General features: G+C 48.8%; 16 protein-coding genes. 9 read left to right on the top strand and 7 right to left on the bottom strand.

What is annotated here, in order from left to right; genetic code table 11:
* Nucleotides 1–13 precede the first annotated feature (13 nt).
* From Q5705_06215 to Q5705_06200, 4 genes are all read left to right on the top strand, one after another.
* Nucleotides 14–1036, top strand: coding sequence for a glycosyltransferase (locus Q5705_06215; GenBank protein WLI78142.1), 1023 nt, complete (start codon nt 14–16; stop codon nt 1034–1036).
* 20 nt (nt 1037–1056) lie between these two features.
* Nucleotides 1057–1758: a lipopolysaccharide core heptose(II) kinase RfaY gene (gene rfaY / locus Q5705_06210; GenBank protein ID WLI78141.1), complete on the top strand. Its 702-nt coding sequence runs from the start codon at nt 1057–1059 to the stop codon at nt 1756–1758.
* Nucleotides 1759–1897: 139 nt separating this feature from the next.
* Nucleotides 1898–2755 carry a 3-deoxy-D-manno-oct-2-ulosonate III transferase WaaZ gene (gene waaZ / locus Q5705_06205; GenBank protein WLI78140.1) on the top strand — a complete coding sequence of 286 codons (858 nt, stop codon included), beginning with the start codon at nt 1898–1900 and terminating at the stop codon, nt 2753–2755.
* A 38-nt stretch (nt 2756–2793) separates the two neighbouring features.
* A complete protein-coding gene (locus Q5705_06200; GenBank protein ID WLI78139.1) occupies nt 2794–3861 on the top strand; it encodes a glycosyltransferase family 9 protein in 1068 nt (355 codons plus the stop codon).
* Nucleotides 3862–3895: 34 nt separating this feature from the next.
* On the opposite strand, the gene Q5705_06195 is transcribed toward Q5705_06200, so the two are convergent.
* The 4 genes from Q5705_06195 to rfaD are packed head-to-tail and all read right to left on the bottom strand — an operon-like array spanning nt 3896 to nt 8104.
* A complete protein-coding gene (locus tag Q5705_06195; GenBank protein WLI78138.1) occupies nt 3896–5149 on the bottom strand; it encodes an O-antigen ligase family protein in 1254 nt (417 codons plus the stop codon).
* Nucleotides 5150–5159: 10 nt separating this feature from the next.
* Nucleotides 5160–6119: a lipopolysaccharide heptosyltransferase RfaC gene (rfaC, locus tag Q5705_06190; protein WLI78137.1), complete on the bottom strand. Its 960-nt coding sequence runs from the start codon at nt 6117–6119 to the stop codon at nt 5160–5162.
* 3 nt (nt 6120–6122) lie between these two features.
* Nucleotides 6123–7169 (bottom strand): ADP-heptose--LPS heptosyltransferase RfaF, encoded by a 1047-nt coding sequence (rfaF, locus tag Q5705_06185; GenBank protein WLI78136.1) that lies wholly within the window; start codon nt 7167–7169, stop codon nt 6123–6125.
* A gap of 2 nt (nt 7170–7171) precedes the next feature.
* Entirely contained in the window at nt 7172–8104 is a 933-nt protein-coding gene (rfaD, locus tag Q5705_06180; protein ID WLI78135.1) for an ADP-glyceromanno-heptose 6-epimerase, read from the bottom strand.
* A 214-nt stretch (nt 8105–8318) separates the two neighbouring features.
* Here rfaD and kbl point away from each other — a divergent pair, with 214 nt between their 5' ends.
* The 3 genes from kbl (at nt 8319) to Q5705_06165 (ending at nt 11877) form a co-directional block, all read left to right on the top strand.
* Nucleotides 8319–9515, top strand: a complete 1197-nt coding sequence (gene kbl / locus Q5705_06175) for a glycine C-acetyltransferase (protein ID WLI78134.1) — start codon at nt 8319–8321, stop codon at nt 9513–9515.
* 9 nt (nt 9516–9524) lie between these two features.
* Complete coding sequence (tdh, locus tag Q5705_06170) at nt 9525–10550, top strand: L-threonine 3-dehydrogenase (protein WLI78133.1); 1026 nt, start codon at nt 9525–9527, stop codon at nt 10548–10550.
* Between the two features lie 292 nt (nt 10551–10842).
* On the top strand, nt 10843–11877 hold the full coding sequence (locus Q5705_06165) for a glycosyltransferase (protein ID WLI78132.1): 1035 nt from the start codon (nt 10843–10845) through the stop codon (nt 11875–11877).
* Between the two features lie 8 nt (nt 11878–11885).
* Here the strand turns inward: Q5705_06165 and Q5705_06160 are convergent, their stop codons facing one another.
* Genes Q5705_06160 through gpmM form a run of 3 tightly spaced genes read right to left on the bottom strand, consistent with a single transcriptional unit; the run spans nt 11886 to nt 15634 of the window.
* Complete coding sequence (locus tag Q5705_06160) at nt 11886–12812, bottom strand: divergent polysaccharide deacetylase family protein (protein WLI78131.1); 927 nt, start codon at nt 12810–12812, stop codon at nt 11886–11888.
* Between the two features lie 2 nt (nt 12813–12814).
* Entirely contained in the window at nt 12815–14080 is a 1266-nt protein-coding gene (envC, locus tag Q5705_06155) for a murein hydrolase activator EnvC (GenBank protein ID WLI78130.1), read from the bottom strand.
* Between the two features lie 9 nt (nt 14081–14089).
* A complete protein-coding gene (gene gpmM / locus Q5705_06150) occupies nt 14090–15634 on the bottom strand; it encodes a 2,3-bisphosphoglycerate-independent phosphoglycerate mutase (GenBank protein ID WLI78129.1) in 1545 nt (514 codons plus the stop codon).
* 246 nt (nt 15635–15880) lie between these two features.
* On the opposite strand from gpmM, the gene Q5705_06145 reads away from it, so the two are divergent.
* Nucleotides 15881–16312, top strand: coding sequence for a rhodanese-like domain-containing protein (locus tag Q5705_06145; protein ID WLI78128.1), 432 nt, complete (start codon nt 15881–15883; stop codon nt 16310–16312).
* 46 nt (nt 16313–16358) lie between these two features.
* On the top strand, nt 16359–16610 hold the full coding sequence (gene grxC / locus Q5705_06140) for a glutaredoxin 3 (GenBank protein WLI78127.1): 252 nt from the start codon (nt 16359–16361) through the stop codon (nt 16608–16610).
* Nucleotides 16611–16625: the final 15 nt, after the last annotated feature.

Raw genomic sequence — 16625 nt, 5'->3', positions numbered from 1 at the left:
CATAGGTGATGCAGTGGACTCATTTCCCGCAATCAAAATTACAGAATTTGAACGTTATGATTATAGCGATAGAAATATAACAAACGCGTTAGACATCGCCTATGGTATTGACCGAAACTACCTTGATTGGGTCGGTGTCTCAATAACTTCAATTGTGATAAATAACAATATCAATATTGAGTACCATATCATTTGTGATGAGTACGATGCATGCTTTCTTGAACGAATTGCCAGTCTCGCGAAAAAATATCAAATTAAAATCAGCCTCTATTTGATAAATTCAGAATGTCTTGCGGATCTTCCCAGTACCAAAGTATGGTCACGGGCAATGTACTTCAGATTATTTGCCTTTGAATATTTCAGTAATAAACTTGATAAATTACTGTATCTGGATGCTGACGTCTTTTGCAAAGGCCGACTGGATGAGTTGGCTGCCTGTAATTTGAAAGATGTTGCTGCCGCAGTTGTCAGAGATGTTGATTCGATGCAAAATAAAGCGGCAGAAAGGCTTAAAGATCCTGGTATAAAAGATAATTACTTCAACTCAGGTGTTGTATTAGCGAATCTCAAGGAGTGGGTTCGTAACGATTTGACTAACCGCACGTTCTCAATTCTCCTGAACGATGACAGTAAAGGAATTAAATATAAGTACCCAGATCAGGATGTACTGAATGTACTATTAAAAGATAAAGTACTTTACCTGCCGAGTAGGTTTAATACGATTTACACTATAAAAAGTGAACTGAAAGATCGTACTCACCAGCAATATAAACAGCTTATTCACGATGACACCGTGCTGATACATTATACCGGCGCCACTAAACCCTGGCATAAATGGGCAACTTATCCATCAACTGTCTATTATCAACAGGCTTTGGCTGCTTCACCATGGAAGGATCAGCCTCCTCGTGATGCAAGAACGTTTATTGAATTCAAAAAAAGATATAAGCACCTGTTAATCCAGCATAAATACTACGCAGGGCTTATCGCTGGTTTTCAATATCTATTAAGAAAATATTCTCTTTATCAAAATTAAAACAAGCGTTGGTTTATTTTATGAATGACAAATACACAGTTGGAGATTATGAAGTTTTTACCAAAAAAAATGGTGGTGAAAACTATCTAAAAATATTTAATGATTTCCTTTCGTATAATATAAATATCTTAAAAGTCTTTCGTAGTATTGATGATACGAAAGTGTTGCTGATTGATACACAGTATGGAAAATTCATATTAAAAATATTCGTTCCAAAAGAGAAGAGGACTGAACGCTTCCTCAAGTCTATTTTTAAAGGCGATTATTATGAAGCGTTATTTCACCAAACGGATCGTATGCGGAAAAATGGTGTAAATATCATTAATGATTTTTATCTGTTAGCGGCAAAGAAAACCTTTCGTTTCACGCATTCATATATTATGTTGATCGAGTATATTGAAGGCGTTGAACTTGCTGATTACGAAGCTATAGACGATGAATTAAAACAAAAAATAAAGGCTTCGATATCAGCGTTACATCAGAATGGTATGGTTTCCGGTGATCCACACAAAGGAAACTTTATAATACAGAACGGCGAGGTTCGTATTATCGATTTATCAGGAAAGTCCCCCTCCTCACTCAGAAAAGCAAAAGATCGAATCGATTTAGAACGGCACTATGGCATTGTCAATACCACCAAAGATGTTGGTTACTATCAATTTATCTATAAGAAAAAATTTAGAAACTTTATTCGTAAGATCAAAGGGAAACAAATTCGTTAGCAAGTATTTATATCGTTTAGATATAGCAAGCCGCTAATTGTTGTTTAGGCTAATAGTATCTTACAATTCTACCCAGTATATGAAGTAACCATATTAATAACTTTGTTTATTAATATGCATTAATCCCAATAGGTTCCTTATGAACAATATAAAATATATTACACACGCCTGTGTTGAACGCCTGATAAAACACAGAACATCAGACGATGTGGTGATTTTCCTGTCGGGACCGACATCAAAGAAGACTCCGCTCTCTCTTTTACGAAATAGAGACATCATCGCTGTTAACGGATCGGCAGCCTATCTTATCGATAATGGTGTTACGCCATTTATCTATACGTTGACTGATGCACGCTTTTTGTTGCAAAGGCGCGATGACTTTTACAGATTCAGCCGTAATAGTCGTTTTACGATTATAAATACGGATGTTTATGCAGAGGCATCAGAAGAAGATAAGAAATATTTGCGTGAGAATTGCCTGATTTTACAGGCATTCTATAAACGTGAAAAAGGTGGTTTTTTCAAAAAATTGCGACTTTCATTGAAGTCTCGATTACACAAAAGCTTACTAATCGATGTTCCATGGTCCAAAAAAGCGCGTTTGGTTGGCTTCAGTAAAGATATTGCGTTGGGATATTGTTCTTGCCATACGGTTGCTTATACAGCAATTCAAATTGCGTACTCACTTCAGTACACTGCGATTGTATGTTCAGGTCTGGATCTGACTAATACCTGCCGTCGTTTTTATGATGAAATTACTAACCCAATGCCATCTGAGCTTAGCAATGATTTACATAAAATAGTTCCTTTCTTTAAATTTATGCGAGACAAAGTTACTGATATTAATATTTATAATTTGTCGGATGATACAGCTATCAGCCGCGATATTATTCCCTTTATTAAATCTGACGAGATGGACAAGTTATCTTATCGGAACGATAATAAATTTAATGAAGGTATAAATTTCGATCGTAACGCGAATACTTTTGCTAACTAGTCTCTTCGAATCTATAACTTCTTTTATCGGTACGAAAAATGCGCCTTGGAACATTCCACAAGAAAAAAAAGTATCTAATTAATCTCATAAAAATAAATATTCTTTCTTTTCTTTTTAAAAATAAACATGATCCGTTTATCGATGGTGCAACCGTAAAAAACTGTTTGCTAATTCATGACAATAGCAAAATTGGTGATCTCATCGTTCTCAGCGCACTCTATCGGATATTAGCAAATAAAAATATTAAATTATCTATCGTATCCTGTGGGGCTGGGCATGCGTTTCTCAAATCGCATCCGCATATCACTCACTTTATTATCAAAAAATCAAACAGTGTCGCTGATACATTGAAACTTCGTAACGAGCTGAAGAAGTTTCAGTTTGATGTCGTATTAGATCCCTTCGAGACTTTTCCTTGTTTTAATCATTCGCTACTCCTTTCGGGTTTTCATAACACTTACGTTCTCGGATTTGATAAATGGTATAAACGTTATTATTCCCGTTATCACCCGCACGATGAAAACCTGAAAGAACATATGTCGACACGCACACAGGTGATTGCGAAGCAGCTTTTTGGGAGCGATACAGGCTTTGATTATAGTTATGACCTGTCGGTTCCTGCGGATATTGAATCGTCAGTAAAAGCGTTCATCGGTGACTCGAAAGTCGTGATGATCAATCCATTAGGTGCGAAAAAGATTTGCAGGCTCACGCCAGAGCAAATAACCCTTGTGCATAGTTGGATAAGCGAGCACTACCCTGAGCTGAGAATTATTTATACGGGGCATCCAGACGATTTACCGTTAATACCTGTGCACGATAAAGAAACGCTGCCGCATAAGGATTTTATTTATACCGTCGCACTCACCAAATTCTGTGAGTACGTTGTATCCGTTGATACTGCTCTGGTGCATATCGCAGCCGCTTACAACCGCCCTATGCTTGCTCTCTATCCAGAAGCACGTAACCCGGAATACCCTTCGCCATTAATTTGGTCGCCAAATAGCCCCAATGCTCTGCAAATTATTTCGCCGACATGCTTTGTCAGCGATATTGACAATCGCACTTTACTGGAAGCTTTGGAAAAAGTATTTATGCAGAGATAATATTGGCCACAGCGAGTGGCCAATATTTATTTTATTATTCACTGCGTTGTTTATTGAATAATAGTAAAAGCGCTATTCCACAAATTATAATAATCGGTATACTTCTCGCCCAAATAATCACATCACTTAAGCCAGTGCCAATAATCGCCAGTGAATAAGCAAACAATCCTAACGATTTGAAATAATAGACCGAAAACAGCAGCGCAACGTAAAAAGCCACAATAGAAAGCGCACCAAAGATTCCTTTTAGCGACGCACTTTCAATGATCTCGTTGTGTAAATGGATATTTGTAAATAAGCGCACAGGGCTTAACGTTTTATCCTGAGTTATCATTTGCGAAACATTTTTCGAGCGTTCTTCAGCCGATCGCCATTTTAATGGCGAATCCTCGAATAAGTTAATGCCGGCCTCATACATAGCAAGACGGGCTCCGAGGGAGGTATTGCCTGAGCCTTGCTGATATAAGTCAATATCATTGACCGCAGCATTATAGCGTTTCGCTATCGGCTGGCTGAAAACCAATCCGAGAACAATCAGCAGAACCAGAAATCCACATATTGCCAGAAACAGTCTCTTCGGATTTTCAAGGTAATAGGTGACGATGGTAATGCAGCAAATCACTGGGAAAATAAGGAGCGATGAGCGCGTTTGCGTTAACATCAACGCAGCAAAAACCACGGCCACATTTATTATAAATAAAAACGGATGACTTTTAGGCGTATTAAGTATGGATATGGCGCTGATAAGCCCAATGAGCATGATAGAGTAGGCTGCGCCCGTTGAAGAGCCTATGCCAAAATCGATTCTTTCCATTCCAACGGCAAATTTCTGATATGCCGCATAGCCTAAAATAACGAAAGAAATAAGATAAAGCAGATAAAGAATGGCGGTGTTTTTGTATTTCAATTTTGACGTGGCAGCCAAAAAGACAATAAACGCGCCAAAAATAAACACTCGCGCCGTATTAATATAGTTATGGTATGTTGCCTTGAATGGTGAATTATCGGCTTTGAATACTTCGTACCAAATCAAATTAATAATGCCGATAAAAAGAATGGATCCCGGTAAGGCAGCCACTTTCCAATTAATACTGTTTGATTTTGCTTTTAATATCAGTGTCAACACTGCCATAATGCCGCAGATATTGAACAGCTTCATACTGAAATTATTATCAACCATCGCAACCAGTAACGCGGCTGCGCTAAAGAAAAATGTCGCTTTTTCCAGAACGGAAGAGACTTTAGCGCAATATCCCTTCCAGTTTTGCTGCGTTAAAGAAACTAACATTGAATTTCCTTTAAATTAATTTTTCAATTTCACTTAATACGGTATCCGCATTTAAATGGGCTAAATCCCGGTCGATTGCGCGACATACATGCTGATTTTTCCCATACCCGCCAATTAGCCCTGGGTCGGTCGGGCCATATAACGTGATATTTGGTCGATCCAGCGCCGCAGTCAAATGACTCAAGCCCGTATCCACGGATACCACAAACTGCGCACCCGCAAGCACCTGCGCGACCTCTCCAAGACTCAACTTCGGTAATACTTCAACGTAATCAAACCCTTCAGCCAGCCGTTTAGCGCGTGCTTCTTCATGGGGAGCACCCCAGGGCAGTTTTATCTGCAAACCGCTCTTCGCCAACAGCGCTATCAACTGTCGCCAGTGGCTCTCCGGCCAGTGTTTATCGTCGCGAGTCGTTGCATGTAAGAAAACGGCGTACGGCGCATGCGCGGTTTCTGCCACGGCAAAATGGTCAGAAATGGCGTAATCACCCTGGATCTGCGGTTTCACATAACCAAGGCTTTTGGCGAACAGTTCGCGGGTTCGTTCCACGGCATGTTGCTGCTTTGCAATGTGGTGGCGACGGTTATAAAACAGGCTTGCCAGCGGTTCGCGCGCGGTGCGCCAGTCCATCCCATGTTTAACGCCATGCGCCAGCCGGGTGACCAGCGCGGCGCTTTTCACCAGACCTTGCGCGTCGATAACGGCATCATAATGCTCTGCTTGCACAGCTTTGCGAAAAGCTTTGCGCTCGGCAGCGATCGGCGCGGAAAACCACGCTTTGCGCCAGCGTCGAATCGCGACCGGGATCACGCGATCAACCGCAGCATGCCAGGACGGGATTTGGGCAAAACCCTCTTCCACCACCCAGTCAAAACGGATACCGGGAATAACCTGTGCGGCATCGGTCAATGCGGGGAGCGTGTGAAGCACATCACCCATTGAGGATGTTTTAACGATCAGTACCCGCATCGATTACCCTTCCGCGTCCAGCAACAAGCCGTTCAGCTCTTCCAGCACGCGCTGCGGCGTAATGTCGATCAGGCTCTGGTGATACCCTTCGGCGGCGTCGCCTTTGCGCACTTTGTGATAGCCGGAGATAAGACGAATAACGCGCGCTTTGTGCGACAGCGGCGGGGTGAAATCCGGGCTGCTTGGGCCATACAGCGCAACCAGCGGGCGGTCGAGTGCGGCGGCAACGTGCATCAGGCCAGAATCATTGCTGACAACAGCTTTGCATGCGGCTATCAGCACCACGGCTTGCTCCAGCTGCGTTTCGCCAGCCAGATTGCGGCACCACGCCTGCTGTTCAGTATTCAGCGAGGCCAGAATCTGGTTGCCCGCTTCGTGATCTTTGGCCGAGCCAAACAGCAGTACCTGATAACCTTCATCAATGAGTTGTTTTGCCAGCTCAGCATAGTGATAGTGCGGCCAGCGCTTGGCCGGGCCAAACTCTGCGCCGGGGCAAAAGCCAATCATTGGCCGCTCATCAGAGATATCAAACGTGGCGCAAACCTGTAATTTCTCACTGTCATGAACCTGCAATTGCGGCCACAACAGCGGCTGCGGCAGATCCTTCGCCGAGTGCATCACACCTTTGTCATAAGCCAGCGCAACATAACGTTCCACCATCAGCGGCCAGGCTTGCTTATCTAGTACGCGCGCATCATTAAGCAAGCCGTAGCGCATTTCGCCACGCCAGCCGGTTCGGTGTGGAATGCCGGCAAAAAACGGCACCAGTGCGGATTTAAACGAGTTAGGCAGGATATACGCACGGTCGTAACGCCGCTCGCGCAGGCTATGGCCCAACTTACGGCGTGCGCCAATCTCAAGCGCGCCGTGACCGAGCGGCATCGGAATCGCTTCGTTGACTTCCGGCATACGGGATAAAAGCGGACGGCACCACGCAGGTGCCATCACATCAATTATCGCCTGGGGAAAGCGCGCTTTAAGCGTGCGGTAAAGGCTTTGCGACATCATCATGTCGCCTACCCAGGACGGGCCAATGACCAAAATTTTCATACTTACGCGTCGCGATTCAGCCAGGCCATATATTCGGTTACGCCTTCGGCAACAGTTTTAAACGGCTTGTCGTAGCCTGCGGCACGCAGATTCGTCAGATCCGCCTGGGTAAATGCCTGGTAGCGGCCTTTCAGTTTATCCGGGAACGGAATGTATTCGATGCTGCCTTTTTTGTGGAAGGCGAGGGTCGCATCGGCCACGGCCTGGAAAGATTCCGCGCGACCAGTACCCAGGTTAAAGATGCCGGATACGCCGTTTTCCCAGAACCACAGGTTTACCGCTGCCACATCGCCAACGTAGACGAAATCGCGCTTGAAGTTATCGCTGCCTTCGAACAGTTTCGGGCTTTCCCCGTTGTTCAACTGGGTGTTGAGGTGGAAAGCCACGCTCGCCATGCTGCCTTTGTGCCCTTCACGTGGGCCATAAACGTTGAAGTAGCGGAAGCCAACAATGGGTGAATTCGCTTCCGGCAGAATGCCGCGCACGTACTCATCAAACAGCATTTTGGAGTAGCCGTAGACGTTGAGCGGTTTTTCATATTCGCGGGATTCAATAAAGTCAGACGTGCGGCCACCATACGTCGCTGCGGACGAGGCGTACAGGAAGGGAATTTCACGCTCCAGGCAGTAGTGCAGCAGTTCTTTGGAGTACTGATAGTTGTTATCCATCATGTACTTGCCGTCCCATTCGGTGGTGGAAGAACACGCACCTTCGTGGAATACCGCTTCAATATCGCCGAACTCTTCTCCGGACATTATCTGGATCAGGAAATCTTCTTTATCCATGTAGTCGGCGATGTGCAGGTCGACAAGATTGACAAACTTGGTGCCGTCTTTCAGGTTGTCCACCACCAGAATATCGGTGATGCCTTTATCATTCAGGGCCTTAACGATGTTGCTACCGATAAAACCTGCGCCGCCAGTGACGATGATCATAACTGTACCTTTGAAAAATGGAGCGTTGAGACAATCTCAGACACGCATAACTTTATCATACCATTACATTGCCAACCCTTCAGCCATTCCCCGGCGAACGGCATGGCTATGCGTGATTTATGCTGCAAAATGGATAAGGAGTGACGCGTCATCTCGTATCAACGTATAGCTTTGGGTAATATGTGCCGAAATTTGCCCAGTCTGGAGAATTGCGATGCGTGGGGACTTTTATCAACAGTTAACGAACGATCTGCAAACCGCACGTGCGGAAGGGTTGTTCAAAGAAGAACGCATTATCACGTCGGCGCAGCAGGCTGACATCACCGTGGCGGATGGTAGCCACGTCATTAACTTCTGTGCCAATAACTATCTTGGCCTGGCGAATCACCCGGATCTGATAGCCGCAGCGAAAGCCGGCATGGACAGCCACGGTTTCGGCATGGCCTCGGTGCGCTTTATCTGCGGCACGCAAGACAGCCATAAAGCACTGGAACAGAAGCTGGCCGGGTTCCTCGGCATGGAAGATTCTATTCTTTACTCCTCCTGCTTCGACGCCAACGGCGGGTTGTTTGAAACCCTGCTCGGTGCCGAAGACGCCATTATTTCCGATGCCCTGAACCACGCTTCTATCATTGACGGCGTGCGTCTGTGTAAAGCGAAACGTTATCGCTATGCCAATAACGACATGCAAGAGCTGGAAGCGCGCCTGAAAGAAGCGCGCGAAGCCGGTGCGCGTCATGTGCTGATTGCCACCGACGGCGTGTTCTCAATGGATGGCGTGATTGCCAACCTGAAGGGCGTTTGCGACCTGGCGGATAAATACGATGCGCTGGTGATGGTGGATGATTCCCACGCGGTCGGTTTTGTTGGCGCGAACGGTCGCGGTACGCATGAATATTGCGACGTGATGGGCCGTGTCGACATTATTACCGGCACGTTGGGTAAGGCGCTAGGCGGCGCGTCGGGCGGTTACACTGCTGCGCGCAAAGAGGTCGTGGAGTGGCTGCGTCAGCGCTCGCGTCCGTATTTGTTCTCTAACTCGCTGGCTCCGGCGATTGTCGCTGCATCCATCAAAGTGCTGGAGATGCTGGAGTCCGGGGCTGAACTGCGCGATCGCTTGTGGGCCAACGCCCGCCTGTTCCGCGAAAAAATGAGTGCCGCAGGCTTCACATTGGCGGGTGCCGATCACGCCATCATCCCGGTGATGCTGGGCGATGCGGTAATCGCACAAAACTTTGCCCGCGAGCTGCAAAAAGAGGGGATTTACGTCACCGGATTCTTCTTCCCGGTGGTGCCGAAAGGCCAGGCGCGTATTCGCACGCAGATGTCTGCGGCGCATAGCGCTGAACAAATTGAACGCGCGGTAGAAGCCTTTACCCGCATTGGTAAGCAACTGGGTGTGATCGCCTGAGGACGTGCAATGAAAGCGTTATCCAAACTGAAAGCGGAAGAAGGTATCTGGATGACCGACGTGCCGGAGCCGGAAGTCGGACATAACGATCTGCTGATTAAGATCCGTAAAACCGCTATCTGCGGAACCGATGTGCACATTTACAACTGGGATGACTGGTCAAAGAAAACCATTCCGGTGCCGATGGTTGTTGGGCACGAATATGTGGGCGAAGTGGTCGGTATCGGCCAGGAAGTAAAAGGCTTCAAGATTGGCGATCGCGTCTCTGGCGAAGGTCATATCACCTGCGGTCACTGCCGCAATTGCCGCGCGGGCCGTACGCACCTGTGTCGCAACACCGTTGGCGTGGGCGTGAATCGTCCGGGTTGCTTTGCCGAGTACCTGGTTATCCCGGCGTTTAACGCGTTTAAAATCCCGGACAATATCTCTGACGACCTGGCGTCGATTTTTGACCCGTTTGGTAACGCAGTACACACCGCGCTTTCTTTCGATTTGGTGGGTGAAGATGTGCTGGTTTCTGGCGCAGGCCCGATTGGTATTATGGCCGCGGCAGTGGCGAAACACGTTGGCGCGCGCCATGTGGTGATCACCGATGTGAATGAATACCGCCTCGAGCTGGCGCGCAAAATGGGCGTGACTCGCGCGGTGAACGTGGCTAACGAGAGCCTCGGTGATGTGATGGCCGAGCTGGGCATGACGGAAGGGTTTGACGTTGGCCTGGAGATGTCCGGCGCGCCGCCAGCGTTTCGTACCATGCTCGATACCATGAACCACGGCGGTCGCATTGCCATGTTAGGTATTCCGCCGTCGGATATGTCTATCGACTGGAATAAAGTTATCTTTAAGGGATTGTTTATCAAAGGCATTTATGGCCGTGAGATGTTCGAAACCTGGTACAAGATGGCGGCGTTGATCCAGTCCGGTCTGGATCTCTCACCGATTATCACGCACCGTTTCGCTATTGATGATTTCCAACAAGGCTTCGATGCAATGCGTTCGGGCCAGTCCGGTAAAGTTATCCTCAGTTGGAACTAAAATATAAATAAGGGTCGTTATTCGGCCCTTATTTTTACCTACGATAAATCTTAATTCCCACCTCTGACTGTAAAGTTTTGTCATTGACATAATTCCTTCGTAATTACGCAATAGTCTTATTACCTGTGTCTGCCATGCCCGCTACTCTTTAATTATTAATATTCCGATCAGATGAAACTAACCGGGAGAAGGCGTGTCAGAAACATTACACAATTAAAAGGTCCGTCTTAATTCTTTCTTAACTTAAGCAGGCCAATAATAGTCACCGTAATGACAATGAATCAGGTAATTAATGATGAATAGCCCTGGGAAACTTAGCGTTATTATTCCTCTCTACAACGCAGGTGATGAATTTATTCCATGCATGGAATCGTTGTTATCGCAAACCTGGACTGCGCTTGAAATCATCATCGTAAACGATGGTTCTACCGATCATTCTGCTGAAATAGCAGAGGGTTACGCAAAGAAGTACCCTCACATTCACCTTATCCACCAATGCAACGCCGGCGCGTCAGTGGCGCGAAATCGCGGGCTGGAGCATGCCACGGGTGACTACATTGCCTTTGTCGATGCCGATGATATTGTCTATCCGCAAATGTATGAAACGCTGATGAAAATGGCGCTGGAAGATGATCTGGATGTCGCGCAATGTAACTCAGATTGGTGCGATCGGCAGACAGGCAGCACCTGGCAATCCATACCGGTAGATCGCGTTCGTTCTACCGGTGTGCTAAACGGACCAGACTGGTTACGAATGGCGCTGGCAAGCCGCCGCTGGACGCATGTTGTCTGGATGGGCGTTTATCGTCACGATGTAATTAAGCAAAATCGCATTGAATTTATTCCAGGACTGCATCATCAGGATATTATCTGGACCACTGAATTTATGTATAACGCCAAACGTGTGCGATATACCGAACAATCGTTATATAAATATTTCCTGCACGATTGTTCCGTCAGCCGATTAAAACGCAGTGGGCAGAAAAATCTGGCTTATCAACGCCATTACATGAAAATTACCCGCCTGCTTGAAAAACTTAATTGCGATTATGCTGACAAAATAACGATATATCCGGAGTTTCATCAGCAGATTACTTATGAAGCCTTACGTGTATGCCATGCCGTGAGAAAAGAATCCGATCAGGCAATTCGCAAGCGCATGATTGCGGAGATTTATACCTCAGGGATGTTTAAAAGAATGGTCAGCAACGTGCGCAGTGTGAAACTCGCTTACCAGGCGCTACTGTGGTCCATTCGTCTGTATAAATGGCGGGACAAAACCGTTTCGCATCACCGGCTAGCCCGCAAGGCGCTGAAAATCTATTAATCTCAGGCTTACTTCCGGCCCCAGCCTTGCCACTGGTGCTGGAAGTACTGAATCAGCGTACTTTCACTGATACTTTCACCGACCACACTAAAGAAGCGGCTGGCGTTAACCGGCTCTGGCTTCTGCTTCGCTTTACACACTTTCACACCACGGAACGGGTTGCGCGGTGGCTGAGGTGGCTGCGGTTGGGCTGGCGTTGAAGTATCTACCTGCGGCTCATTAAGCAGTTCGCTCGGGCGCACCAGCGTAATATCCTCCGGCAGGCCAGAGAGCGCTTGCTGGAGAACGCGCACGGTTGCCGGATGTGGATGACCAATAGCAATGGCGGAACCGTTACGGCGAGCCAGCGCTACGGCGCGGTTGAACTGGCGGCGAATATCACCTTCGTTTTGCGTATCGTCGAGGAACACTTTGCGTTTGATGACTTTAACACCGGTTCCTGACGAAGCCCGCATCGCCTGGCTGTTGCCAATGGTCATGCTGTCGAGGAAATAAAGGTTATAGCGCTCCAGCGCCTGCATCACTTTTTGCATACCGAACAGGCTTGAGGTCATGGCGCTGCCCATATGGTTATTCAGCCCTACGGCGTACGGCACTTTGTTAACAGCTTCGCTAATAATGCGCTCGATCTCTGCACTGCTCATCTCCGGGCGCAGAGTATCTTTTTCCAGCGGTTGTTTGCTGAGGGGAGCCATCGGCAAATGGATCAGCACTTCATGGCCGCTGTTATGGGCTTTGGTCGCCATTTCGTGTGCATGTGTGGCATTGGGCAGCACCGCGACGGAAACCGCCTGTGGCATGGCCAGCACCTGGTTTTCAGTCTGTGGACGATAGCCAAAATCGTCGATTACGATGGCCAGTTTGCCGGCAAACACCGGGAAGGAGAACGCCAGCAGGCTGGCAAAGGTGAACACGATACGACGAAATTGAAGCAAACCTATCTTCCCAACCACGGTTGTGGATTGACCGCCTGACCCTGACGGCGAATTTCGAAATAGAGTGAAGGCCGGCCCTGACCGCCACTGCTCCCGACGAGCGCTATCGGTTGGCCCGCGCGCACCTGCGCACCGACGCTGACCAGGGCACTTTGGTTGTAACCATACAGGCTCATATCGCCTTTGCCGTGCTCAACGACCACCACCAGGCCATAACCTTGCAGCCAGTCGGCCAGAATGACGCGCCCATCAGCGATAGCTTTGACTTCGCTGCCTTCAGACGCACCGATAACAATCCCTTTCCAACGTAGCTCACCCTGCAACTGTTCGCCATAGCGATGCAGCAACGGGCCGCGAACCGGCCAGAAAGCTTTGCCCGATGGCGAACCGAGCCCGCCGGTGCGGGACATTAGCGAGCGTTCACTTTCGGTGGGTTTATATGTGGTGCCTTTGCGGCTGGCTTCGTTCTGGCGGTCGCGCACCGCCTGCGCTTCACGAGCCTCGCGCTCGGCACGGGCTTTTGCAGCGGCTTCCGCACGCGCAAGGCGGTCACGCAAACGGGATTCGTTCGCGCGCAGTTCACTGAGCTGCTGCTGCCCCTGCTGAATGGAGGACTCCAGCCCGGCAAGGGTTTTTTGCCGCTCGCTGCGCGCCTGTTCCAGCTTCGCCTGCTGCGCTTTTTGCTCATACAGCAGCGTTTGTTGCTGGCTCTGCTTCTCTTCCAGCTCGCTTTTCTGCGTGGCAACCTCTTCGCGCGTCTGTTTCAACTGGGCGATCGTTTCCTGTCGTGCCTGGTTGAGATAGCCGAAATAGGCCTGTAAGCGCTGGCCGCGTTGGCTCTCTTCACCGCTTAAAATTAGCTGAATGCCGGTGTGCTCACCCTGGCGAAACGCAGCATCAAGCTGGGCGGCAAGGTTGCGCTCCTGCGCTGCGCGCTGGCGTTCCAGTTTGGCTATCGAGGCGTTCATCTCATCAATTTGTTTATTGAGCTGAGTGAGGGTCTTTTGCGTTTCATGCAGTTGGCGGGCAGCGGCAGAGATGGCCTGTTCCTGCGCTTTTAGTTGAGCGAGCAGACCCGCGCGTTGCTGCTGTTGCTGGCGTACCGCGCGCTCTTTGGCGGCGATATCGGCCTGAATAGATTTGAGCTGGTCGCGGTCATCCGCATGGGCGGGAATGGCGCACAGCAATGCGCCAGCGCTGAGTGCGCTGGCGCAAAGTAGAGGTCGGAGCCCGACCCATGTAATTGAAAAAATCGCCTTTCCCCTCATGGGGAGCGATTATTCCACGATGAACAGCGGCTTACCAGTCATCTCTTGCGGGATTTCCTCGCCCATCAGCGACAGCATGGTCGGCGCGATGTCGGAAAGTTTACCGCCTGCAACGGCTTTCACTGCTTTGCCACCCACGTAGATCAGCGGCACCGGCAGGTTGGTGTGCGCGGTGTGCGCCTGGCCGGTCGCCGGGTCGCGCATCTGTTCTGCGTTACCGTGGTCGGCAGTGATCAGCATCTGGCCGCCAACGGATTCCACAGCGTTGGTGACTTGCGCAATGCAGTTATCCAGCGCTTCAACGGCGGCAACGGCGGCATCAAATACGCCGGTGTGGCCGACCATATCACCATTCGGGTAGTTACAAATAATAGTGTCGTATTTACCGCTGGTGATGGCTGCAACCAGTTTTTCAGTTAGCTCGGCAGAGCTCATTTCCGGCTGCAAATCATAGGTTGCGACCTTCGGTGAGTTAATCAGAATGCGATCTTCGCCCGGGAACGGCTCTTCAACGCCGCCGTTAAAGAAGAACGTCACGTGGGCATATTTTTCCGTTTCGGAAATGCGCAACTGGGTGCGGTTTTTCTTCGCCATCCACTCACCAAGCGTGTTCGCCAGAGATGTCGGCGGGTAGGCAACGGCGGTTTTGATATCGGCGGCGTATTCAGTCAGCATCACGAAATCAAGATTAACCACTTTCTTACGTGCAAAACCGTCAAAATCGGCATTAACAAATGCACGGGTGATTTCGCGAGCGCGGTCGGCGCGGAAGTTCATGAAAATCAGCGCGTCGCCATCCTGCATTGCCGCATCGGCCTGGCCCGCCGCGCGGATCACGGTCGCTTTAACGAACTCGTCATTTTCATCGCGCGCGTAAGCCGCCTGCAACCCCGCCACTGCGCTATCAAAAGTGAACTCACCTTTGGCCTGGGTCATCAGATCATACGCTTGCTCAACGCGATCCCAACGGTTGTCGCGATCCATAGCGTAGTAACGACCAACAATAGTCGCGACGCGGCCTTTCCCTAATGCGGCAAACTTCTCTTCAAATTTTTTCAGGGAGGCTTCTGCACTGCGCGGCGGTGTATCGCGACCGTCGAGGAACGCGTGCAGATAGATTTTGTCCGCACCACGATCGGCGGCCAGTTCAACCATTGCCATAATATGGTCTTCATGGCTGTGCACGCCGCCTGCGGAGAGCAGGCCCATAATATGCACGGCTTTGCCTGCGGCAACGGCTTTATCAACCGCGCCGCTCAGCACCGGGTTGGTAAAGAAGGTACGTTCTTTGATTTCAACGTCCAGGCGGGTCAAATCCTGATAAACAATACGGCCTGCGCCCAGGTTGACGTGCCCCACTTCGGAGTTACCCATCTGGCGATCCGGCAGACCGACTTCAAGGCCAGATGCGTCAATTAAGGTATGCAGGCGGTTGGCCCACAGTTGGTCCATGACCGGGGTTTTTGCGTTGAAAATTGCGTTATCCTGCTGGTCTTCACGGTAGCCATAGCCATCCAGAATCACCAGTACCATAGGTTTTTTAGAAACCGACATTGCGACAACCTCATGCTCTGAAGACAAAAAATTTTGCGTAACTTTACTACAGCTGAATCGATCAAATAGCCGCAGAAGATCAAAGAAAGCGGCCAGGCAGGGGAGTGTTTTGCACAGGTTTATCCATTTTTTTCGTAACGCGCCGCAGAAAATGCATTCCGTCGTGCTCGCTGGCTGTATTTGCCACCCTGCGCAGGTATACTCCTTGCTGGTTTTTAATCACTTAGTCGGGAGTTGTTACCCCAGATGCAAGAAATTATGCAATTTATTGGACGCAACCCGATACTCTGTATCGGCTGGATTGCGTTGTTCGGCGCGGTATTATTCACTACTTTCAAAGGCATGGCGTCGAAAGTGAAAGTGATTTCTCGCGGCCAGGCCACTCACCTTATCAACAAAGAAGATGCGGTGGTTGTGGACTTACGTCAGCGTGATGATTTCCGTAAAGGTCATATCGCAGGCTCTGTGAATTTGCTGCCAGGCGAGATCAAAGCCAATAATGTAGGTGAGCTTGAAAAACGTAAAAGCGCGCCGATTATCGTTGTTGATGGTACCGGCATGCAGGCGCAGACCCCGGCAAATGAGCTGGTGAAAGCGGGTTTTGAGAAAGTCTTCGTGCTCAAAGAGGGTATCTCTGGCTGGGTCGGCGAAAATCTGCCGTTAGTTCGCGGTAAATAATTTTCCCGGTGGGCTGCGGCCCACAGGGTGAAATGGGAGAAGAGTTATGGCCAATATCGAAATCTACACTAAAGCAACCTGTCCGTTTTGCCATCGCGCAAAAGCGCTGCTCACCAGCAAAGGCGTTGATTTTGCTGAGCTGCCAATCGATGGCGACATGGTAAAACGTGAAGAGATGATTCAACGTAGTGGCCGTACCACGGTTCCGCAGATTTTTATTGATGCGCAGCACATTGGTGGCTGTGACGATTTATATGCGCTGGATGCGCGTGGCGGATTGGATCCGCTGTTACGTTAATGCTTTTAAAGCACT

Source organism: Kosakonia sp. H02, from assembly GCA_030704225.1.
Taxonomy (GTDB): Bacteria; Pseudomonadota; Gammaproteobacteria; order Enterobacterales; family Enterobacteriaceae; genus Kosakonia.
This window is presented reverse-complemented; position numbering and strand designations above follow the sequence as displayed.